General features: G+C 69.6%; 18 protein-coding genes. 8 read left to right on the forward strand and 10 right to left on the reverse strand.

Features of this window, described 5'->3' with window-relative positions:
• Positions 1 to 114: 114 nt before the first annotated feature.
• Entirely contained in the window at positions 115 to 612 is a 498-nt protein-coding gene (gene greA / locus R4Z63_RS20235; RefSeq protein ID WP_037919257.1) for a transcription elongation factor GreA, read from the reverse strand.
• 232 nt (positions 613 to 844) lie between these two features.
• Positions 845 to 1258, reverse strand: a complete 414-nt coding sequence (locus tag R4Z63_RS20240; RefSeq protein WP_037919260.1) for a DUF4307 domain-containing protein — start codon at positions 1256 to 1258, stop codon at positions 845 to 847.
• A 108-nt stretch (positions 1259 to 1366) separates the two neighbouring features.
• Between R4Z63_RS20240 and mca the strand changes: the two genes are divergently transcribed.
• Positions 1367 to 2254 (forward strand): mycothiol conjugate amidase Mca, encoded by an 888-nt coding sequence (gene mca / locus R4Z63_RS20245; RefSeq protein WP_384454883.1) that lies wholly within the window; start codon positions 1367 to 1369, stop codon positions 2252 to 2254.
• On the forward strand, positions 2251 to 2484 hold the full coding sequence (locus tag R4Z63_RS20250; protein ID WP_384454880.1) for a hypothetical protein: 234 nt from the start codon (positions 2251 to 2253) through the stop codon (positions 2482 to 2484). The genes mca and R4Z63_RS20250 overlap by 4 nt, the downstream gene beginning before the upstream one ends.
• A gap of 362 nt (positions 2485 to 2846) precedes the next feature.
• Here R4Z63_RS20250 and R4Z63_RS20255 read toward each other — a convergent pair whose 3' ends face one another.
• A complete protein-coding gene (locus R4Z63_RS20255) occupies positions 2847 to 6128 on the reverse strand; it encodes a tetratricopeptide repeat protein (RefSeq protein ID WP_384450658.1) in 3282 nt (1093 codons plus the stop codon).
• Positions 6129 to 6497: 369 nt separating this feature from the next.
• Between R4Z63_RS20255 and R4Z63_RS20260 the strand changes: the two genes are divergently transcribed.
• The 3 genes from R4Z63_RS20260 (at position 6498) to R4Z63_RS20270 (ending at position 11400) form a co-directional block, all read left to right on the forward strand.
• A complete protein-coding gene (locus R4Z63_RS20260) occupies positions 6498 to 7394 on the forward strand; it encodes an alpha/beta fold hydrolase (RefSeq protein ID WP_384450660.1) in 897 nt (298 codons plus the stop codon).
• A 312-nt stretch (positions 7395 to 7706) separates the two neighbouring features.
• Complete coding sequence (locus tag R4Z63_RS20265; RefSeq protein ID WP_384450663.1) at positions 7707 to 9335, forward strand: MFS transporter; 1629 nt, start codon at positions 7707 to 7709, stop codon at positions 9333 to 9335.
• On the forward strand, positions 9319 to 11400 hold the full coding sequence (locus R4Z63_RS20270; protein WP_491522568.1) for a HelD family protein: 2082 nt from the start codon (positions 9319 to 9321) through the stop codon (positions 11398 to 11400). The genes R4Z63_RS20265 and R4Z63_RS20270 overlap by 17 nt, the downstream gene beginning before the upstream one ends.
• A gap of 431 nt (positions 11401 to 11831) precedes the next feature.
• Here the strand turns inward: R4Z63_RS20270 and R4Z63_RS20275 are convergent, their stop codons facing one another.
• From R4Z63_RS20275 to R4Z63_RS20290, 4 genes are all read right to left on the reverse strand, one after another.
• Positions 11832 to 13055, reverse strand: coding sequence for an FAD-dependent oxidoreductase (locus tag R4Z63_RS20275; protein WP_384450666.1), 1224 nt, complete (start codon positions 13053 to 13055; stop codon positions 11832 to 11834).
• Entirely contained in the window at positions 13052 to 13696 is a 645-nt protein-coding gene (locus tag R4Z63_RS20280) for a TetR/AcrR family transcriptional regulator (protein ID WP_384450669.1), read from the reverse strand. The genes R4Z63_RS20275 and R4Z63_RS20280 overlap by 4 nt, the downstream gene beginning before the upstream one ends.
• Before the next feature lie 226 nt (positions 13697 to 13922).
• On the reverse strand, positions 13923 to 14927 hold the full coding sequence (locus R4Z63_RS20285) for an IS3 family transposase (RefSeq protein WP_491522569.1): 1005 nt from the start codon (positions 14925 to 14927) through the stop codon (positions 13923 to 13925).
• Between the two features lie 12 nt (positions 14928 to 14939).
• Positions 14940 to 15176: a transposase gene (locus R4Z63_RS20290; RefSeq protein ID WP_384584567.1), complete on the reverse strand. Its 237-nt coding sequence runs from the start codon at positions 15174 to 15176 to the stop codon at positions 14940 to 14942.
• A gap of 258 nt (positions 15177 to 15434) precedes the next feature.
• On the opposite strand from R4Z63_RS20290, the gene R4Z63_RS20295 reads away from it, so the two are divergent.
• Entirely contained in the window at positions 15435 to 15773 is a 339-nt protein-coding gene (locus tag R4Z63_RS20295) for a hypothetical protein (RefSeq protein ID WP_384450680.1), read from the forward strand.
• Between the two features lie 762 nt (positions 15774 to 16535).
• Here R4Z63_RS20295 and R4Z63_RS20300 read toward each other — a convergent pair.
• Both R4Z63_RS20300 and R4Z63_RS20305 read right to left on the reverse strand, forming a co-directional pair.
• A complete protein-coding gene (locus R4Z63_RS20300) occupies positions 16536 to 16943 on the reverse strand; it encodes a type II toxin-antitoxin system VapC family toxin (RefSeq protein ID WP_384450683.1) in 408 nt (135 codons plus the stop codon).
• The gene (locus R4Z63_RS20305; RefSeq protein ID WP_384450686.1) at positions 16940 to 17212 is read right to left on the reverse strand and encodes a hypothetical protein; all 273 of its coding nucleotides are present in this window, start codon (positions 17210 to 17212) and stop codon (positions 16940 to 16942) included. Before R4Z63_RS20305 ends, R4Z63_RS20300 begins: the two co-directional genes overlap by 4 nt.
• Before the next feature lie 940 nt (positions 17213 to 18152).
• Between R4Z63_RS20305 and R4Z63_RS20310 the strand changes: the two genes are divergently transcribed.
• On the forward strand, positions 18153 to 19604 hold the full coding sequence (locus tag R4Z63_RS20310; RefSeq protein ID WP_384450837.1) for a YDG/SRA domain-containing protein: 1452 nt from the start codon (positions 18153 to 18155) through the stop codon (positions 19602 to 19604).
• 324 nt (positions 19605 to 19928) lie between these two features.
• Positions 19929 to 20048, forward strand: a complete 120-nt coding sequence (locus R4Z63_RS20315) for a DUF255 domain-containing protein (RefSeq protein WP_384450689.1) — start codon at positions 19929 to 19931, stop codon at positions 20046 to 20048.
• Between the two features lie 72 nt (positions 20049 to 20120).
• Here R4Z63_RS20315 and R4Z63_RS20320 read toward each other — a convergent pair whose 3' ends face one another.
• Positions 20121 to 20645: a hypothetical protein gene (locus R4Z63_RS20320; protein ID WP_384450692.1), complete on the reverse strand. Its 525-nt coding sequence runs from the start codon at positions 20643 to 20645 to the stop codon at positions 20121 to 20123.
• Between the last annotated feature and the right edge of the window lies 1 nt (position 20646).

Raw genomic sequence — 20646 nt, forward strand, 5'->3', positions numbered from 1 at the left:
CAGGACCTGCCGTACGCGCAGGACCTGCCGTACAACAGGACCCCGGTACGGAGGATGCCCCGGCCGGAGAACCGGACGGGGCATCACATGCGGACCGAAGGTGATCGGGGGTGATCAGCCGGTGAAGGGCTTGACGTCCAGGATCTTGACCGAGGCCTTCTTGCCGTTCGGCAGCTCGTACTCGGCGTCCTCGCCGATCGCCTTGCCGAGCACGCCGGTGCCCAGAGGCGACTGCGGGGAATACGTCTCGAAGTCCCCGGAGGCGTACTCGCGCGACGCCAGGAGGAACTCCATGGTGTCGTCCTCGTCGCCGTCGAAGGCGATCTTCACGAGCGTGCCCGGCGCCACCACGCCGTCGGACGCGGGCGCGGTGCCGACCTTGGCGTTCTCCAGCAGCTGCGTGAGCTGACGGACCCGGAGCTCCTGCTTGCCCTGCTCCTCCTTGGCCGCGTGGTAACCGCCGTTCTCGCGCAGGTCGCCCTCCTCGCGGGCGGCTGCGATCTTCGCGGCGATCTCCGTGCGGGCGGGACCAGAGAGGTAGTCCAGCTCCGCCTTCAGCTGGTCGTACGCCGCCTGGGTCAGCCAGGTGACGCTCTCGCTCGTCTGGGTCACGGGTGCTCCTCGTCGGTACAGGGGACTACACGCCCGCCAGCGGCGGACGAAACCACGAGCCTAACAATTCGGGAAGAAAAGGGGGAGGACCCCAGAGGGCCATTGCCCCGCCGACGGCACTCCCATGCCTGGGGGCAGCGCCCGGAGGGACGCCTCCGGGGAGCGCCGCGGGCCGAGCGCTCCGACTCCGACCCCCGCCGGCGTATCCGCCGGAGTGTCCCGGCCGGGCGTCTCAGCCCGCGGCCCCGGCGGGCTGGCAGCCGATCAGCTCGATCATGGTGGCCCGTCCCGTGGTCTTCACCGAGACGACCTCGTCGACCCGCGACGCGTGCTGGGCGAAGGTGAAGTCGGCGCGGCCCACCTCGGCGTGCTGCTCGTCCTGCGAGACCATGGTGCACACTCCGGTGACCGAGGCGTCCTTGCGGACCTCCAGGTGCACCTTCACCTCGGTGTCCGAGATCACCTGGAACTTGATCACCTCGGCGCTCACGCTCCGGCCCGCGACGTAGTCCCAGCCGATCCAGCCGATCAGGCCCAGCAGCAGGGCCCCCGACACCGCTCCGATGATCTTGAGCTTCCGGTCGGTACGCTCGTCCGCCGACCGGCCGTACCGGCCCTCGGGCAGTCCCTCGCGCACCGCGCTCATGATCTTTGTCCTCTCGCTGGGGAGGGTGGGGCATCCCCGGAATTTTCCGTCCCCCAGTTCGGTCACTATAGAAGCCGAGTGTCGCGCCGAATCGCAGAGGATCCTGTTTTGACCGAGCAGCTTCGACTGATGGCCGTCCACGCCCACCCCGACGACGAGTCGAGCAAGGGCGCGGCAACGATGGCAAAGTACGTGTCCGAAGGCGTTCCCGTGATGGTCGTGACCTGCACGGGCGGCGAGCGGGGCTCCGTGCTGAACCCCAAGCTCCGGGGCGACGCGTACATCGAGGAGAACATCCACGAGGTCCGCGCCAAGGAGATGGAGGAGGCCCGCCAGATCCTCGGCGTCGAGCAGGAGTGGCTCGGCTACATCGACTCCGGACTCCCCGAAGGCGACCCGCTGCCCCCGCTCCCCGAAGGCTGCTTCGCCCTCGCGGACGTCGACGAGGCCGCCGGCGAGCTGGTGAAGAAGATCCGCGCGTTCAAGCCGCAGGTCGTCACCACGTACGACGAGAACGGCGGCTACCCGCACCCCGACCACATCATGACCCACAAGATCTCGATGGTCGCCTTCGACGGAGCGGCCGACACCGAGAAGTACCCCGAGGCCGAGTACGGCCCCGCCCACCAGCCGCAGAAGCTCTACTACAACCAGGGCTTCAACAAGCCGCGCACCATCGCCCTGCACGAGGCGATGCTCTCCCGCGGCCTGGAGTCCCCCTACGGCGAGTGGCTGGAGCGGTGGAAGGAGTTCGAGCGCAAGGAGCGGACCCTGACCACCCATGTCCCCTGCGCGGACTTCTTCGAGATCCGTGACAAGGCGCTCATCGCGCACGCCACGCAGATCGACCCGGACGGCGGCTGGTTCCGCGTGCCCATGGAGGTCCAGAAGGAGGTCTGGCCCACCGAGGAGTACGAGCTCGCGAAGTCGCTCGTCGACACCTCCCTCCCCGAGTCGGACCTCTTCGCGGGCATCCGGGAGAATGTGCAGCCATGAGCGCTACGCAGGCAGCACTGACCCAGCTCCTTCCCTTGGCGGGTGACACCTTCGACAAGAACAAGGTGACACCCGGCATCCTGGGCTTCATCGTGTTCGCGGCCCTCGCACTCGGCGTGTGGGCCCTGATGAAGTCCATGAACCGGCACATGGGCCGGGTGGACTTCGAAGAGGCCCCCGAAACGGGCCCCGCCGCCACCCCCGCCCCCACGGCCAAGCCGACGGCCTAACCGCCCGGACCCCGCCGCGCGCCGCCCCGCCCCCGACGGCGGTGGGGCGGCGATCACGCGTGGGCACGGCCCCCTTGCCCGGCCGCGTCCCGCGCTCGTACGGGCCGGGGCCTGCGGTGGCCGGGCCGGGCCGTCGGACGCGCGCAGGGGTTCTCCCGCCGACGTCCCCGGCCCGTGTCGGTGACCGCCCGGCCCCCACCTCCGCGATGTCTCGGTGACCGCCCGGCCCCCACCTCCGCGATGTCTCGGTGACCGCCCGGCCCCCACCTCCGCGATGTCTCGGTGACCGCCCGGCCCCCACCTCCGCCATGTCTCGGTGACCGCCCGGCCCGCACCTGGCCACACCGCCGTGACGGCGCGGTTCACACCCGCGGCACGCCCATGACCTCCCGCGATTGCAGGTCCGGCACCAGGCCCAGCCGCCACGCCTGCCAGCCCTCCGCCGGGTCCACGCCCCGGCCGAGGATCACGCCGTACGTCTCCAGGCACTCCTCCAACCGGCCGTCCCGCGCCGCATGCGGCGCCTCCGCCAGCCGTGCCAGCTCCGCCCGCGCCTCCTCCGGTACCCCCGGGCCCGCCAGCCCCACGTACGGCAGCAGCGTGCACCGCAGGAAACGGGCCCAGTCCTCCCCGCGCCGGTCCCCGTACGAGATGAACAGCCGGACCGCCTCCTCGCACAGCCTCAGCGCCTGCGACAGCCGCCCGTTGCCGGCGTCCACCACCGCCAGCTCCAGGCAGGTCCACGCCTCCCCGTGCGCCAGCCCGATCCGCTGGAAATCCGCCCGCGCGTCCACCAGCAGCTGCCGGGCGAAACCCGAGTTCTTCAGGTTCCCCGTCTGCGCCGCCCGCTGGTCCCGCGTCACCCGGCCCGAATGGTGCCGGGCGTGCGCCAGCCCGTACACGTCCCGCATCCGCGAGAACATCGTCCGCGCCCGTTCCAGCTCCCGCACCGCCCGGTCCCGCTCGCCGCTCACCTCCAGCGCCTGCCCCAGGTAGTACTGCGTCCACGCCTCGCCGCGGGCGTCCTCCGCCTCCCGGTGCCGGGACAGCGCCTCCCGCAGCCGCTCTACCGCCGTCCCCGGATCCCCGGCCACCACGCGTGCCCGGCCCAGCTGCGTCAGCGCCCAGGCCTCACCACGGTCGTCCCGGGTCCGCCCGTACAACTGCAACGCCAGGTCCAGCTCCTTCTCCGCCCGCTCCACCTCACCGAACCGCAGGTGCACCTGCCCCAGCTGGAAGTGCGCCCACGCCTCACCGTGCACGCTCTCGCTCTCCCGGTGCAGCTCCAGCGACGTCTCCAGCAGCCGCGTCGCCTCCGCCAGGTGCGCCAGGTCCCGTTCCACCGCCGCCAGTGCGTGCAGCCCCCAGGCTCGGTCACCCGCCAGCTCCGCCGGCTCCTGCAGCACCAGTGCCTCCCGGATGCGTACCGCCGCCTCCGGCAGATTCCCCTGGTGGTGCAGCGTGATACCGAGCGAGACCAGCGCCATCGCCGCCCCCGCCTCCTGATGGGCCTCCATGTACTGGTCCACCACCGACGTCAGCGTGGTCCGCGCCTTGTCCAGCTCACCCAGCTGCCGCGCCGCGATACCCGTACGCCACTGCACCGACCGCACCAGCCGACCCTGCGGCCCCGCCTGATCCCGCCGGCCCGCCGCGACCGCCTGCGTCAGCTCGTCGATCTCACCCAGCCGGTACAGGTCCCCGCGCAGCAGACAGAAATCGCACAACGCCCCCAGCAGGTCCAGCACCGCCTGCTGGTCCACTCCCTCCGAATGCCGCAGCGCCGCCGTGATGAAGCTCGACTCGTCGTCCAGCCACCGCAGCGCCGCGTCCAGCGAGACGAAGCCGTGCCCCCCGAACTGGTTCGCCCGCGTCGACATCTTCCCGTCGACCATCCGGATCACCGAGTCCGCGAGCTGCGCGTAGTCACGGATCAGCCGCTCGTGCGCCGCCACGACCTCCGCCCGGTCCTCGTCCGCCGCCAGCCGGGCCGCAGCGTACGCGCGCACCGCGTCATGCATCCGGAACCGCTGCCCCCGCACCCGCTCGATCAGGCCCGCCTCCCACAGCTCCTCCAGCGTCCGCAACGCCGCCTGCTCCGGTACGTCGGCCAGCGCGGCCGCCGCCGCACCCCCCAGCGAGGCCCGCCCCGCCAGCGGCAACCGCCGCAGCAGCAGCCGGGCGGGCTCGGCCAACCGGGCATCGGCCGCCCGCAGCGCCGCCTCCACCGGATGCACCCCGGCGCCGCCCTCCCCGGCGGAAACCTCCACGCCCGCACCCACCAGCGGGGCCAGCATCCGCAGCGCGAGCGGCAATCCACCGCTCAGCCCCACCACCGACGCCACCGAAGTCGCGACGCCCTCGGCGGACGCCGCCTCCGGCGCCACCGCCCGCACCAACTCCGCCGACTCGTCCCCGTCCAGCCGCTCCACCGGCAGCTGATGGACCCACGCCGCAAGGTCCCCGGGCAGTTCCAGCGGCTCCCGCGCCGTCACCAGCACCAGACTCTCCGAACGCTCCGGCACCAGCATCCGCACCTGCGCCGCATCCACCGCGTCGTCGAGCAGCACCGTCACCGGCAACCCCCGCAGGTACTGGTGGTACAACTCGCCCAACCGCCGCACCTGCTGTTCCGCCGAGGCGCCCTCCCGGAACAGCAGCTGTTCACGCGGCGCGCCCAGCCGGTTCATCAGGTGCAGCAGAGCCTCCCGCGTCGACAGCGGAGCCTCGCCCGGCTCCCCGCCCGGCGCACCACCCCGCATGTCCACCAGGCACGCACCCCGGAACTGGTCCCGCAGTGCATGTGCCGCCCGCAGCGCCAGCGCCGTCCGGCCCACTCCCGGCTCCCCGTACAGCACCACCACCACCGGCCGGGTCTCCGTGCTCGCCCGTGCCGCCTGCACCCACTGCGCGATCCGGGTCAGCTCCGCCCGCCGCCCCGCGAACCGGTCGGCCACATCCGGCAACTGCCCGAACGAATGCTCCAGCGCACTGCGCCGCCTGGCCTCCGCACTGCGATCCACCCCGCGCAACGGCGGCCCGGCAGCCCGCGCCGACGACAACGTGACCGGCCGCGTCGCCCGCGGCGCACGCGCCGCCGCGGCCACCGTACGCTGCTGCTCCAGGAACGGACGTATCCCGCGCACCTCCAGCGCCGACAGCCACTGCAGCTTCAGCTGCTCCGCCCCGCCCGGCCGGCCCAGTTCCCCGGCTCGCCGGTTCGCCGCCGGCACGTGCAGTGCCGTCACCTTCGCCACCGTCGCCACCGCTCCGGCGATCCCCACGACGGCGCCCGTCGTGAGCGCCGTACCCGCAGCGACCCCCAGGGACAGGTCCGCCCCGACGGCCGCGGCGGCCGCGACCGCGGTCACCAGCGCCGCCGTCGAGGTGTTGCCCCGCCGGAACGCCTCGCCCAGCGACTGCTCCCCGGCCGCCGCCTCGTCCAACGCCCGTACGTACGCCTCGTACTCGGGAGCCGCGCTCGCGGCGAGCGCGTCCAGGGCCTCCCTGCCGCGCGCCAGCAGTGCCGCCCGGTCCACCACCGCCCCGCCCGCGGCATCCGCCGGGCCCGCCCCCCGCCGGACCGCCTCGTCCACGGCCCGCTCCAACAGGCGCTCGGCCTCACCACGATGGCTGTCCCGCATCGGCATCCCCCTCAGAGAGCTCCCGGCAACGTGCCCCAAGTGTCCTGCGGGACTCCCCCGCGCGCGAGGGAATCTGAGCTAGTTCAGAGGGAAGCGGACACTTCTTCGTGCAGGTGTGTCGAAATCCACCAACTCCCGTGTGCGCGACGCCGTATGGCGCCACGAGAGCTTCCCCTTCGCAGCGCCCTCGTGTGACGCCGTCTCCTTCTCCGTGCGCCGACACACCCCAACGGCGGCCGGGTTCCGCCGCACCCTCTCGCCGGGGCTCCTTCCTGCGACGGTGTTCCGACCCGTGCGGCAGGACGGGCTCGTGCCGGATCGCCCTGCGACCGAGCGACGCTGATCTTCGACCACCCGACCGCCGCGGACGTGGCGAAACTGGTGCGCTCGCAGATGGAGGAATCCGACACCGGCGTGGTCGAGCAGGCAACGACCGGCGTGCGCGGCACGATCACCGACCTGGTGACGGCGGCGCACCGCCGCGGCGACCTGGCAGGGGCGATGCCCCTGCTGACCGCCGGCTCGGCCCTGATGAGCGCGTACTCTGTCGACGAGGCCGCCGCACAGCGCCCGGCCGCGCAGCTCCTGGCGCGCGGCGCTGCGGCACCGGTACTGGTCTGCATCCCCTCGTTCCTGGCAGGATCGGGCCCGCACCAGTTCGCCCGCCTGGCCCGCGAACTGGGCGGCGAGCGGCAGGTCAGCGCGTTGCGGCTGCCCGGTCTGCGCGCGGGCGACGACCTGCCGGCGACATGGGCTGCGGCGATCGAGAGCCTCGCGGTGTCCGTCGCGTCGGAACTTGAGCGAGGCCCGGTGGCGCTCGTGGGCTATTCGGCCGGCGGTGCGATCGCCCATGCGGTCGCCCGGCGGCTCGAGGACGACGGCTGCGAGCTCGCGGGCGTCGCGATGATCGACACCTATTCCCCGGAGGAGCACGAACTCAACCGCCTCGTGCTCACCGACGCGTTGGGGCAGATCCTGTCCCGGGACAACGCACTGACCCCCGTCGACGACCACGGCCTGGTCGCCATGGGCGGTCACGTACGGATATATCCGGAGCGGAAGGCCGAGCCGATCGCCGCGCCGACGCTGAATCTGCGGGCCACCGGGACGCTGAGCGGCTTCGGGGAAGCCGCCCCCGTCCCCGGCTGGCAACACAACGGACCGGCCGAGTACATCGAGGCAGATCACTTCTCGATCATCGAGGACCGGGCGGCGGAGACCGCCGCGCACCTGCGGCGCTGGCTCGATTCGCTCCGCGGCCACTGATATCGGGGGTGCCCTGGCCTCACGGTGCCGTCGACGTCCCTCGACGGCACCGGGAGGCCGGCGGGCTCACCGGGGACACGAGAGACCCACAGCCGCAACCCTCCGCACGTCACATCCTTCGACTCCTTCGACATGTAAATCAGGAGGCATGAAATCGCCCGTTCCGCAAATCTCTCCGAGGCATAAAAATTCGCTCTCGGCAAATCCGGTAGAGGCATACGGCGCGTTCGATCGCAATGACTTTCGGCGAGAAAGTCGGAGCTTGACAGTGTTGTGGGGCTTGCTTATATTCCAGTCGGTCAAGTTCCCGCCGTGCGATATCCGAAGGTGTTCATGGCCGCGCCTCCAGCGTTACCGAAGTCCCGGCAGCAGTTCATTCTTGCCATTCTCATGCTGTGTTCACTGCTGATTTGGATCGAAAATACCGTCCTGAGTACTGCGCTGGAGACCCTTGCGGACCCGGTCCGCGGGCTGGGGGCCGATCCCGGTCAGCTGCAATGGGCGACCGGTTCGTACACCCTGGCCTTCGCCACGCTGATGTTCACCGCAGGTGCCCTGGGCGACCGGTTCGGGCACCGGACCGTGTTCTCCAGCGGGTTGGCCGTCTTCGCCGTGTCCTCGCTCTGGGCGGCCTACGCAAGCGGTGCGGGCCAGCTGATCGCGGCCCGAGCCGCGATGGGGGTGGGCAGCGCACTGATCACGCCTGCCATGATGGCGATCCTGATGTGGACCTTCACCGGCCCCGCGCGGGCCGCCGCGATCGGTATCTTCTCGACGTCGGCCGGGGTCGGAATGGCGGCCGGCCCGGTGCTGGCGGGGTTCCTGCTCGATCATTTCTGGTGGGGCTCGGTCTTCCTGATCAATGTTCCGGTCGCGGTGGCGGCGTTCGTCGGGATCGTCCTGCTGGTTCCGAATTTCCGCAGTCCCGTTCCGCGGCCGCTGGACCCCGCTGGAATGCTGCTGTCGATCAGCGGGCTCGTGGCGCTGGCCTACGGGCTGATCCGAGCGGGGCAGGTGGCGGAGTGGGGTCGCGCCGACGTGTGGGCGCCGATCTTCGCCGGCCTGGTCCTGCTCGCCGTTTTCGTGCTCGTCGAGCTGCGCCTCAAATCACCCAGCTTCGATCCGCGGCTGTTCGCGCAACGCGCGTTCGGCGGCGGCAATGTGGCGCTCGGACTGCTGCTCTTCGGTGTGGCCGCCATTACCTTCTACAACGCGTTCTACCTGCAGGGTGCGCTCGGGTTCTCGCCGATGAAGGCGGGTCTGGCCAACATCCCGACCGCTGTCGGCGCGCTCGCTGGGGCGCCCCTCGCCTCGCGCCTGGTCCGCAGCCTCCCGCTCCGCCCCGTTGCCGTGCCGGCGTTGACCGTGGCCGCGCTCACCATGGGCGCGTACGGGTTCCTCGGACTCCACACTCCGCTCATCTGGATCGAGCTCCTGCTGTTGGTACAGGGCCTGGCGATCGGCATGGTGATCGGACCCGTCACAGCCGCGCTGATCAGCGACCTGCCGCTGGAACAGGCCGGTGCAGGATCGGCCGTCACCAACACCGTGCGACAGACTGGCAGCGTGATCGGGATCGCCGTGGGCGGCACGATCATGTCGATCACGTACCGGCGTGCGATCGAACCCTCGCTGGAGGGCGCATCCGGCCCGGTGCAGGATCGGGCACGGGTCTCCGCCGAGCAGGCCCGCCACGTCGCCGCCGCCATCGACCAGCCCTCTCTCGCTCAGGCCGCCGACGACGCCTTCATCCACGCCATGCACGTCGGCGCGGGCTGGATCGCGGCCATCGCATTCCTCGGAGCGGCTGTGCTGCTGATCACCTTGCCCGCTGCCGGAAGGAAGAAGGCCCCGACACCGGAGCCCGACCACGAAGAGGCCCGCACCTCCCCGTCACGACCCACCGCGTCATGGGAGACCCCTGTTGTCGAAAACCAGTGATCCCGCAATCCGCGCGCTCGAATCGGAGCGCGACTACGTGTCCTCCTTGTACACACTGCTCACCGAGCGGCTTTCCGAGGCGCGGGCACAACGGGCGAGTGTGCTGAAGGGTCCGGCGGACAGCGCCCGCGAGGCATACGAGAGGGAACTCGCCGCCGAGCGCCTGGCCAAGGAGATCGGCCGGCTGGAGGGAGCCGAGAAGGGGCTGGTCTTCGGGCGCATCGACTGGACGGACGGTACGGCCCTGCGCATCGGGCGGATCGGGCTGCACACGGAGGAGGACGACCTGCCTCTGCTCGTGGACTGGCGCGCGAACGCGGCACGGCCCTTCTACGAGGCGACACCGGTCCACCCGATGGACCTGCGGCGGCGCCGACACCTGCGCCTGGAGGACCGCACCGTCGTCTCGGTGAGTGACGAACTGCTGGACGGGACCGCCCCGACCGACGAAGACGTCGTGGGGGACGGCCCGTTGACCGAGGCCCTGTCGGCACGGCGTACGGGCAGGATGCACGCGGCCGTCGCGACGCTGCAGGCCGAGCAGGACGAGATCGTCCGCTCCGCCCACCGCGGGGTGACCGTGGTGCAGGGCGGACCCGGCACCGGCAAGACGGTGGTGGCCCTGCACCGGGCGGCCTACGTCCTGTACGCGTTCCCGCGCGCCGCGGAGGAGGGCGTCCTGGTGGTCGGCCCGAACCCCCGGTTCATCGACTACATCTCCCAGGTCCTTCCCTCGCTCGGAGAGAACGACGTCGTTCTGGCCACCTGTCGGGAACTGGCCGGAGTGTCCACGGACACGGTGGGCCCGTTCGACACGGCGCGCCTCAAGGGAAGTTCCGACCTCGCCGACGCCCTGGGCGGCCTACTGCGCGTGCACCAAGCCCCTGCCGGCGGTTTCACCGTGCGGGTCGGACAGGAGCCGGTTCACCTCTCCGGCGAGGAAGTCGCCAGGGCACGCGACGCCGCCGTGGCAGCCGTGGTGGGGCACAACCCCGCGCGCCAGGTGTTCAAGGAGCTCTTGGTCGACGCAGTCACCGACACGATGCAACGAGACATGGGCGACCTCCTGGAGCAGATCGACGCCGATGCCGAAAGAATGACGGGCCTCAACCTCGACCGGTTCACGGGTGCCGCCCAGCGTCGCGTCGAGGGTGCGGCCGACCCGGGGCCGGCCCACGAGCTGGACCTGGACGCCATCCGAGCCGATCTGCTCGACGACGCCGGCGTCGACGGAGCCGTCGAGGCTCTGTGGCCGCGGCTGGTACCCGGTGACCTCGTGAAGGCGCTCCTGACGAACGCCGACGCTCTCGCCGAGCGCCTGCCCTGCCTGAGCGCGCAGGAGCGGTCCCTGCTGCTGCGCGGTCCGGACGACCCGTGGACCGATGCCGACGTGCCGTTGCTGGACGAAGCGGCGAGCCTGGTCGACGGTCCCCCCGAGCGGACGTACGGGCACGTCGTCGTCGACGAGGCGCAGGAACTGACCGCCATGCAGTGGCGGATGATCGTCCGCCGCTGCCCGTCGAGGGCGATGACGCTGGTGGGCGACTTCGCCCAGGCGGGCCCGGTCGCGACGGCACGGGACTGGAAGGAAGCACTGGGCCCCCACGTCGGACCGCGGTTCAAACTGCACAACCTGACTGTCAGTTACCGCACGACGCAGGAGATCCTGGAGAGCGTCCGGGACCTGCTGACGCGGATCGATCCGGACCAGAAGCCCACACGCTCACTGCGAAGCGGTGAAAGCCCCCGCACCGTGACCACGGAACCCGACGGGTTGGTCACCGCCGTCGTCGAGGAACTGCGTGCCCAGAGCACCGCCCACCGGGGGGAGCTCCTGGGAGTGGTCTGCGCGGACACCAGGGTGGACGAGCTGACGGCCCGGGGCGTCGCCCGCCACGCACGCATCGTGCCGGCGTCCGAAGCACGCGGCCTGGAGTTCGACGGGGTCGTCGTCATGAACCCCGAGGAAATCATCACGAACCGCCCCGGTGGGGAAAGGGACCTGTACGTGGCCCTGACCCGGGCCACCAAGCGCCTCTGCACCGTCACCGTCCGGCCCGCCTGACGGCTCGGCGCCCGCGGCGCGGCCGCGGGCGCACCCGGCGGGGTCGGCCGCGCCGACGCGTTTCACTTCTCGGGCTCCGGCTGCATCGCGGCGCACACCCACAAGTACGGCTCGGGCAAGTTGCCCATCGAGCTGGCCGGCGGGCGGACTTACATCCTCGACCTTGACGAGCTGCCCCGGCCCGAGGCTGACGCGCGCTGACCGCACCACCTGGCTCATCGTCTGAGTAGTCGACCTTCATCGGTTCGCGCTTCGGTGTCGTATGGTGCGCAACAGCCCCTGGCCCCTTGCCCCTTGCCCCTGGCACCAGGCGACACGGGGCTCCTTGTTCGGCGCGGACAGGCTTGAGCCGGTCGGCTCTTGAGAAACTTCGCATGCCGTTGCAGCACACCCTCATCTGTCACCGCAGGCTCTCCATATGGGGCGACGTCTCAGCCAGGGCCGCTACGGGATCGTGAAACCGGACCGGAGTGCCGGCGGCCGCTCGTGGTCTCACGGGTCAGGACGGCCGGTTTTCCGGAGAGCGAGCGGGCCACGAGCCGCCCCACTCCGGGCAGTCCGGACAGTCGCATGGCCGCCCGCCTGGCGCGCAGGCGCGACGGCGACGCGGGGAGGAACCACTCGGCCGCCGCCCTGCCCGCCTCCTGCTTGTCCAGGGTCACGGGACGCCAGCGCTGCTCGTATGCGGCCAGCCCGGCCGCCACGGTCGAGGCCCGGCCGAGTTCTTCGGCCAGCACGTACGCTCCGGCGACCCCGAGCGAGGCCCCCTGGCCCGCGAGCAGGGACACGGCGTAGGCGGCGTCTCCGACCAGCACCGTGCGCCCCCTGCTCCAACGGTCCATCACGATCTGCGCCACCTGGTCGTAGTACACCTCGCTGGACGGAGGGCACTTGCGCAAGGCGCGCGGGACGACCCAGCCGAGCCCGTCGTAGGCCTGGCGTACGGCTTCCCGGGTGTCGCGTGGAACGTCTCCGCTCTCGGACCGGTGCACGCCGAAGGCGGCGACCCGCCCGTCGCGCAGGCCGTAGAGCCCCATCTGGCGATCGACCGTGTCGGTCAGGCAGAGCCGGCCCCGCACCTGCTCGAAGACGTCCGGGTCGTCGAAGACGTAGGCGGCCGTGTGGAACCCCCGGTACTTCAGGAAGGACGCCTCGCCGCCGAAGACCAGCCCGCGCACGGTGGAGTGGACGCCGTCGGCGCCGACCAGCAGGTCGGCCCGTTCGACGCTGCCGTCGACCAGGGTCACGCGCACCTCGTCGGGCGCCTCCTCGATGCTCGCGGGGCCGGTGCCGAAGCGCAGGTCCACGCCTGGAGGGAGCGTCTCGCGCAGCGCCAGCTCCAGGTCGGGTCGCATGATGCTCATCAGCCGCCCGCCGAGCGCGCGCGAGAACTGGGTGTAGTCCAGGCCCGCGCGGCGACGCCCGTGCTCGTCGACGAAGCTCGCCTCGTCGATGCGGTAGGCCAGCTCCGTCAGCCGCGGAAGGAGCCCCATGGCCTCCATCGCGTCGTACCCCGGGCCGAAGAAGTCGACCATGTACCCCTGGGTCCGGGGGCCGGGGGCCTTCTCCAGCACCACGACGTTCCAGCCCAGCGCGTCCAGTCGACGTGCCAGGGCGAGCCCTGTGATCCCCGCCCCGCAGATCACTGCTTTCATGCCGTATCACCTGTTCCCTCGGCGGTCAGTCCTCCGCCGTAGACGGCCAGTACTTCCGGCGCCCAGCGTTCGAGGCCCGCGGCGGACAGTGGGTCGGTCCCCAGGACCTCGGTCAGCCGCGGTCGCAGGAGGAGCAGCGCGAGGTCGTTGACGAGCAGGAACGCGGCCCGCACCTGCGGATCGCGGCCGCGTGCGGCCTGACCGGCCCGCTCCATCTCCTCCAGGGTCCGCAGGCTGACCTCGAAGAGCCGGCGGAAAAGGGTCCGGCCGGCTTCGGAGCCCGACATCAGCAGCCGCCCCAGGTAGGCGGGGACCGGCGAATCCTCGGGCAGATGACGCAGTACGGCGGCCCCGAGGGAATGCGCCTGCCCCCCGGCCTGCTCGGCGCCCTCGGGACCGTGCGTCGAGACCTCGCCAAGTACCGCCTCGAAGACGGCGACCACATGCCGGTCGACGTCCTGCCGCAGCCCGTCCTTCGAACCGAAGTGGTGCAGTACGAGCCCCGGTGACACGCCGGCGGCCTGCGCGATCTGCCGTACGGACACCGCATCGGGCCCGGACTCCGCGAAGAGTCGGAGAGCCTCGTCGCGCATGACGGCGCGGCTCGTCCGGTCGTTGCCGTCTCTCATGGTTGAACGCATGTTCAGCATTCTAAACAATCGTTCAGTCCGCGGGCAAGGGGGTGCCGGGGCGGGGTCTGTTCCGTAGCCGGTGGTGGCGGGGGTGTGATCCGCCCGGGATCCGGTGGCGGAGGAGTGGAGCCGTTGCGCGCACCGGGTCCGAGGGCGCCCTGCAGATGGTCGCCGACGCCTGTGAGGCGATGGCCCGCGGCGGGATCTACGACCAGCTCGGCGGCGGGTTCGCGCGCTACTCGGTGGACCGGGGCTGGGTGGTCCCGCACTTTGAGAAAGTGTCAATCCCCTCGAACTGTGGAGATCTTCTAAGCGGCCTGCCCAAGGCGGAGTTGGCCCGGTGGTCGTGTTCGTAGTCGATCGGACTCTGGTACCCGCACACGCTGTGTAGTCGGCGGGTGTTGTAGAAGCTGGTGATCCAGGTCGCGACCCTCAGCCGGGCCTCGGTTCGAGTAGCGAACGAGTGGCGGTGGACGTACCCGACCTTGAGCACGCTGTTGAACGCCTCGCTGACGGCGTTGTCGAAACACGACCCGACGCGGCCCATGGACCGGGTCACGCCCCAGCGGCGACAGGCCCGGCGAAAGCGCCGGGAGCCGTACTCGCTGCCGCGGTCGCTGTGGAAGATCACGCCCTTCACGTCACCGCCGCGGGTGGCCGCGGCCATGTTCAAGGACGCCACGACCAGCTCGGCGTCATGGTGTGCGCCCATCGCGTAGCCGAGCAGCCGGCGCGAGAACAGGTCGATGACGGTGGCCAGGTAGAACTTGCCCTCACCGGTGGTGATCTCGGTCATGTCGCCGCACCACACCTGGTCCGGAGCGTCCGCGGTGAAGTCCCGCCGCACGAAGTCCGGGGCCGCCGGTCGCTTGCCGGGCCGGGTCAGCCCGCGCCGGCGGCGGAGCGCGCGTCCGGCCAGGCCGAGCTCGGCCATGAGGCGGGCCACGGTGTTCACCGAGACCCGCCAGCCAGCGCGGACCAGGAGGAGCCAGACCTTCGGGGAACCGTAGGTGCCTGCGGAGTCCTCGAAGATCTGCCGGATCGCGTCGGTCAGCTGCCCGCGCCGGATCTCACGCCCGGTGGTGGGCCTGTCGCGCCACTTGTAGAACCAGAACTCCGACACACCCAGGACCCGGCAGGCCAGACCGTGCGGGACGCGGTGCTCGGTCCTCTGGCTACCGATGAACACGGCCAGGACGGCCGGGTCCGTCCCGGTCACTTCACCCAGAGGACCATGCATCGCTTGAGGACATCACGCTCCATCTCCAGCTCGCGTATCCGCTTGTTTCTTCTCCGGCATCTCACGCCGCAGCCGCTCCAGCTCGGCGCGCTCGGCCTCGCGCATCCGCCCGCCCGGCGCGGGCTCGGTCGACCGGTCGGACGACGCCGACCCGTTGCGCCGCCACCCCGACACCCAGCTGTGCAGCGTGCCGGAGTGCACGCCGAGCTCCTCGGCGACCTCCGGGATCGGTCTGCCCGTCTCGATCACTATGCGTACAGCACCCTCACGAAACTCAGGCGTGTACGTCCGTTGCTTGGACCCCATGAACCCCAACTTCCCCTGCAATCACGGACTCCACGCTACGAGGGGAGGGACAGGAACTCCTCACAGGGTGGCCGCATGGTCTTCGCGATCCTGAGCGAACGAGCCAGGGAGGAAGCGAAGGACATAGCGAAGCGCGTGAAGATCGGCCATGACTCGCACAAGGCGGAATGAGCTGCACTGCGTTTGGTGGCCCAGCGTCGTGTGAAGAAGCTCGAAGACGACTTCTACGTGTACGGGAAGATGGATGAAGAGCGCTTCGAGGAACTGAGCGAAGGGCAGCGCGCCGTCATCGAGAGCACCATCGCGACCCTTGAGGCGTTGGACGCGGAGGCGGACCTAACGCCGCTCACCCAGGTTGCCACCCTGCGTGAGGCATGGGAAGCGGCGGACATGGCGGACAAGCGGATGCTTCTGAAGTGCGCCCTTGGAAAGAAGGGCATCACGGTCAAGCCCGCCGCGCGGCAGGGGGATCACACCCCGATCCTGGAACGGCTTGAGTTCGACTGGCTGTCGAAGAAGGACACAACCACCGAGAAGTGAGTTCGAAAAACAAGGCTGGTCCTTCGGGCCCGCCCTCGTTCTGTTCTCCGGTAGGCGATCTGCTCACCCGTCTCCGAGTGAGGGCGTCTACGCCCTGTGCGAGTGTACTGGGACAGCACGGATGGGCCCGCCGCCTCTCCACGTGGTGACGAAGTGACGGAATGATCGTTTGGGTTCTACTCCATGCATAGAACCCAAACGCCATCTACCTATGCGAGGTAACCGGGATTCAGGGATACTTCTTCACTTCGTCACCGCCCGCGCTTCCCGCCGCTCACGTGCTGCCCCGGCTGTCTGTCCGGGGGCTTCGTGACCCCACTGCGAGGCCGCCGTGTACTACCCTCCACCGGTTCCTTGGAAGACGAGATAGCCGCACTCGCCGGAACCCCGGAGGAACCACAGAGCACATTCCCCGCGCTGTCGCTCAGGCGTTCGCGGACTGGGACGCCGGCCGGATCGGGGCGTTGGCCGAGGAGGGGTAGAGCGGTCCGGAAGTTCCCGCGAGTGCCCGCCGGCGATCCCGGCCCCAGCTCCGAAAACGCGCCCTGGGCACGGCTCCGTTTTGGGCCCCAGGGTGCCTTCTGACCTGGGCAAAGCCCGTTCCGCATCCCTGAGAAAGGCACCCGCTAAGGGGTCTCAAGACCTGTTAGGAGGGTGTCAGGTATCACGAGCGAAGAGCCCAGCCCAGCGAACGGGCGACCCGAACGGAGCGGCTACTGCCACTGGTGCCAGTGGACTTGCGAACCCAGTAGTCGGCGGTGCTCACACCTCTCTGATGATCACGCGCTTCCCGCAGAGTTTCGACCAGTCGTCCCGGTCGGAGGTCAGGACGATCACGGGGGTCGGGACGCGTAGCGCGAGCGCGGCGACGAGAGCGTCGATGGCGTACTTGTGCCCGTGCAGCCCGCCTGCGTCCTGAAGCAGCCCCACCGCGGTCAGGGAGTCCTCCTTGCTGACCGGTTCCACCCGCAGCCGGGAGAGCACCCACTTCAAGCGCGCCAGATCGGTCTTCCCGTGCACGGCTTCAACAATGGTCAGCGCGGACACGAGGACGGGAACCCCGGCCTGCCGCGACGCCTCGATGCGTGCCGCCATACTGCGGTCGTTGCGCAGGAGCAGAGAGAGCGCCTCGGAGTCGAGCACCAGCGAGCGGGCCGGCTGCTCCTTCACGCGGCGCCCCGCTCGACATCCTCGGCGGTCACGTCTCCGAACAGCTCGCGACGAGCGGCTTCGATCTCCTGCTCCGTGAGCGCGCCGTGCTCTTCCTCGTGGGCCGCGACGATCTCGGCGAGGCCGTCCATGGCGAGCTGGTGCCGGACGGCTTCGGTGATGTAGCTGGACAGCCCGCGGCGGCCGGTTCGGCAGCGGAGCTCGTTGACCAGCTCGGCGGGCATGGACACGGAGATGTTCTCGGTGGTCCCGGCACGGGGCGGTTTCATGCACAGAGTGTAGGACAAGTTCTATTACACTGCGAGAAGATAGGTGCTCGCATGCTTCTTCGGTGCAGTCGCAAGAGAGACGGCATGGAGCGGTCGCCCTGCCGCCGCCTCGGCGCCGGATTGCTTCGGAGCTGAGGCGACGGCACTCATTCGGAGAACCTCGGCGAACGGGCGGGTCGCTCTGCATAGGCGTCCCGACTTCGCCCTCTTCGGAGAGGTGCTGCGGGCTAGCCGGTCGAACCTCGGCTTCGGGTCGCGTTCCGGAGTCGAGCTGCTCCGAGTAGAGAAGTCATCACGGTGAGGGCTGCCCTCTGGCGCTGCGGCTTCCGTGACCAGACTGCGGGACAGACCACCCCGAGGAAGAAGAACGACCCCAGGAGCAGGCTTGGGGCCGCCGACATCGCGGCGACGGTCATATCGCCCTGGAGTCCGGCGGCAAGGGTGCCTCCGCCGGTCGCCGCCAGGCTGGCAGGGGCCAGCCAGCGGGAGGGGCGTCGTGATGGTTCTGTGGTCGAGATTTCATCCACGCCCTGGCTCGCTTCGTGGGACAGGGTATTCCCCGTACCCTCAGACATGTAGTTCTCCGTGTCGATAGAAGGGGACTGCGAGTAGAAGGCGGCTTCCTGTTGGCGCAGGGAGCCGTCGCTCGTTGCGGCGCACGACTCAGCCGTCGACGCAACGATTGCAGATCTTCCGAGCCGCATGGTCCGCAGAAAATATCGCGGGATTGATATGCTGTGAAATATTCGCAGCTCAGAATGGGTGTAGGCAGTTGGAGTGTGATCTAAATCACTCCCTAGGAAGGCGATAGTGTGATGCATGTCACGGTGAGAGTGTGTCCAGAGCTCTTCCTGTAAGGGGTGACGGGCCTCTGGCGGCTTTCGCCCGTTCCCTTCGCGAACTGAGGGAGAGGGCGGGCGGAACTGTCGATGCGGTCGTGATGCTCGGCGCGTCGAGGACGGCGGTCTATGCGGCGTTGAGTGGTAACCGCCTGCCGAGTGTGCAGACGCTGGATCTGATCGTCGACGCGTGGGCTGATGGTGCCGTGGCGGAGCGGGATCAGTGGCGCGAGCGACGGCGTGTAGCCGAAGAAGCCGTGGCGGAGCGATCGCGTCTGATGGGAGTCGCTACTCCACGCCGCACACCGGAAGAGGCCGACTTCGCCGATCAACTGCGCGCGTTCTGGGATGTGTGCGGCAACCCCGCCACGGAAGCGGTGGCGCGGCGCTGTGAGGTGAGCGCTCGCACCTTGGACTCTTACCTAGACGGAAGGACGCTCCCAACGCCGGAACGATTTGACCAGATCCTCATCGGACTGGCTTCTGTGATCGGGGCCGCGGACGAGGCGGACGAGTCGGTCGTGCATGAGGCCCAGCGAACGGAGAGGCTCCGAGAAGTCCTGTTCCGGGCGCGTGCGGCACGCAAGGAGGAGCGTGCCAGGGTGAAGGAATTGGCTACGGCGCTGCCCGGCGGTCAGTCGGAGCCGGCCCGAGACATGCCGCCTTCCTTCAACGGGTTCGGTCTCGTGCCAGGAGTTCTGCCCGGACGTCGTTTCGCTGATCGGAGAGCCTTGGTCCGAGCCGGTGTCCATCGGCAGCTGATGGCCGGTATCTCAGGCAGCGAGAAGTTCGGGGCGGAGTCGGTTGTTCTCGGCGGCGAGAACTTCAGCGACGAGGACCACGGTGACGTCATCACCTATACCGGTGAGGGGGCAGCAACGGGTGATCAGCAACTCACTCGCGGCAATGCCGCACTGGCGACAAGCGCATCCGCTCGTACCCCCGTCCGCGTGGTACGCCGGATCACAGACCCCTCCGGTCTCCAGGCATATCGTTACGACGGGCTGTACACGGTTGAGGATTACTGGTCCGAGCAAGGGACGAACGGATGGCGCGTATGGCGATTCCGCCTCGTCCGGATGGCGCCTGCCGAGCAGGGTGTGGCGAACCTCGCGCAACTCGACGAGGCCGAGGGGCCGGGCCTGGTCGGTGGTATGCGATCGCCCCTCTCGGTTCAACGCGTTGTCCGCAGTACGGCTGTCGCCAACCTCGTCAAACAGATCCACGACTTCACGTGCCAGGTCTGCGGCGTCCGTCTTCAGCTGAGGGCTGGACGCGCCTACGCCGAAGCCGCGCACATCCGCTCGTTGGGGAGTCCTCACGGAGGCGCAGACGCGATCGGTAACCTGCTGTGTCTGTGCCCCAATTGTCATGTGCTCATGGACGCGGGAATGTTGGTCATCAACGACGACCTCACGGTCGTGAGCCGGGCGGACAGCGCGGTGCTCGGAGTGCTCCGAGAGACCCCGGAACACCGGATCGACAGGCAGGCGCTTGCGTATCATCGCACCCTCCACGGCATGCCGGAGGAGGGGCGAGGCATTGACGCATGATTCGTCCCGAGGCCAGGCCAGTCCTGATTGACTCGACCTGTCGATCGCTCTCCGACCCGCCCTTCGACGAGCGCTGTGACTTCCTGGCCGTACATATCTGAATTGCGAGCCGCATCGGACAGCAGCTCTGGCTCCGTCGTGCGTCGGCCTCATGCGGCTATCACTGCGGAATGGCAGAGAAGGCCAGGCAGACAGCCGAGGCAGCCATGGGGAGAGCGCGAGGAGCAGAGCACATGGGAGTCGAAAGAGCAGCAGCCCGCCGGCGGCCGTACTTCGTGCACAGGTGATCACGCGGCGCGATCTTCGTCGTGCAACGATGGAGGCATGAACCGACTGGCAAACTCCCAGTCGCCCTATCTCCTCCAACACGCCTTCAAACCTGTGGACTGGTGGCAATGGGGAGAGGAGGCGATGCAACACGAGCCCGAGTCGGACGCCTGCTGACTCTACGACGGAGTTCGACTCGCGCCCCGCGGCCGGGGGGTGCCGTACGCGTTCCTGTCGAGGCCTGTGGTGCTACCGCTCCGTACGGCGCAGGAACTGCAAGCCCAGTACGGCCAGGGCGAGCGTCTGTCCGAGAGACGCGAGCAGGAGCAGGGGCTGAACGACGGGAGAGCACCAGAACGCGGTCGTGCAGACCATGGGAAGGACCAGGTACGTGAACAGGTCCACTGCGCTCTGAAGCCGTTTGCGCACGGTGTGGCCCGCGACGTCGCGGTGGTAGACCTCCCAGCCGAACACCGTGCCGTCGGCGGAGGTGAGCTCCCCCAGGCGGGGTCCCAGCCGGTCGCGGACATAGTCGCCGATCGCCGAGATTTTCTCGTCGTTGGCCAGGTAGGTCCAGCCCAGGATCAGACAGATCGCCGGAACGAAGAGCAGCAGCCGGGGCTGTCCGCTCTGGGCGGTGATCGCCACGACCGCGGTGGCTGCGGCGAGCGTGAAGTAGAGCAGGTTGTCGCGAAACCCTATGCGGGTTTTCTGTTCCTCCTTGAGACGGTCGTACTCGGCAAGCAGGACCTTGCTCTCGGTGACGTCGTCCATG

The sequence above is a fragment of the Streptomyces sp. PL-29 genome (assembly GCF_058344425.1).

What these genes read in the sequence shown, in the direction of transcription:
- R4Z63_RS20240 (WP_037919260.1), bottom strand. Translation starts at nt 1,258, where the DNA reads ATGAGCGCGGTGCGCGAGGGACTGCCCGAGGGCCGGTACGGCCGGTCG.
- R4Z63_RS20250 (WP_384454880.1), top strand. Translation starts at nt 2,251, where the DNA reads ATGAGCGCTACGCAGGCAGCACTGACCCAGCTCCTTCCCTTGGCGGGT.
- R4Z63_RS20255 (WP_384450658.1), bottom strand. Translation starts at nt 6,128, where the DNA reads ATGCGGGACAGCCATCGTGGTGAGGCCGAGCGCCTGTTGGAGCGGGCC.
- R4Z63_RS20275 (WP_384450666.1), bottom strand. Translation starts at nt 13,055, where the DNA reads ATGAAAGCAGTGATCTGCGGGGCGGGGATCACAGGGCTCGCCCTGGCA.
- R4Z63_RS20280 (WP_384450669.1), bottom strand. Translation starts at nt 13,696, where the DNA reads ATGCGTTCAACCATGAGAGACGGCAACGACCGGACGAGCCGCGCCGTC.
- R4Z63_RS20285 (WP_491522569.1), bottom strand. Translation starts at nt 14,927, where the DNA reads ATGCATGGTCCTCTGGGTGAAGTGACCGGGACGGACCCGGCCGTCCTG.
- R4Z63_RS20305 (WP_384450686.1), bottom strand. Translation starts at nt 17,212, where the DNA reads ATGAAACCGCCCCGTGCCGGGACCACCGAGAACATCTCCGTGTCCATG.
- R4Z63_RS20310 (WP_384450837.1), top strand. Translation starts at nt 18,153, where the DNA reads ATGCTCGGCGCGTCGAGGACGGCGGTCTATGCGGCGTTGAGTGGTAAC.
- R4Z63_RS20315 (WP_384450689.1), top strand. Translation starts at nt 19,929, where the DNA reads ATGAACCGACTGGCAAACTCCCAGTCGCCCTATCTCCTCCAACACGCC.
- R4Z63_RS20320 (WP_384450692.1), bottom strand. Translation starts at nt 20,645, where the DNA reads ATGGACGACGTCACCGAGAGCAAGGTCCTGCTTGCCGAGTACGACCGT.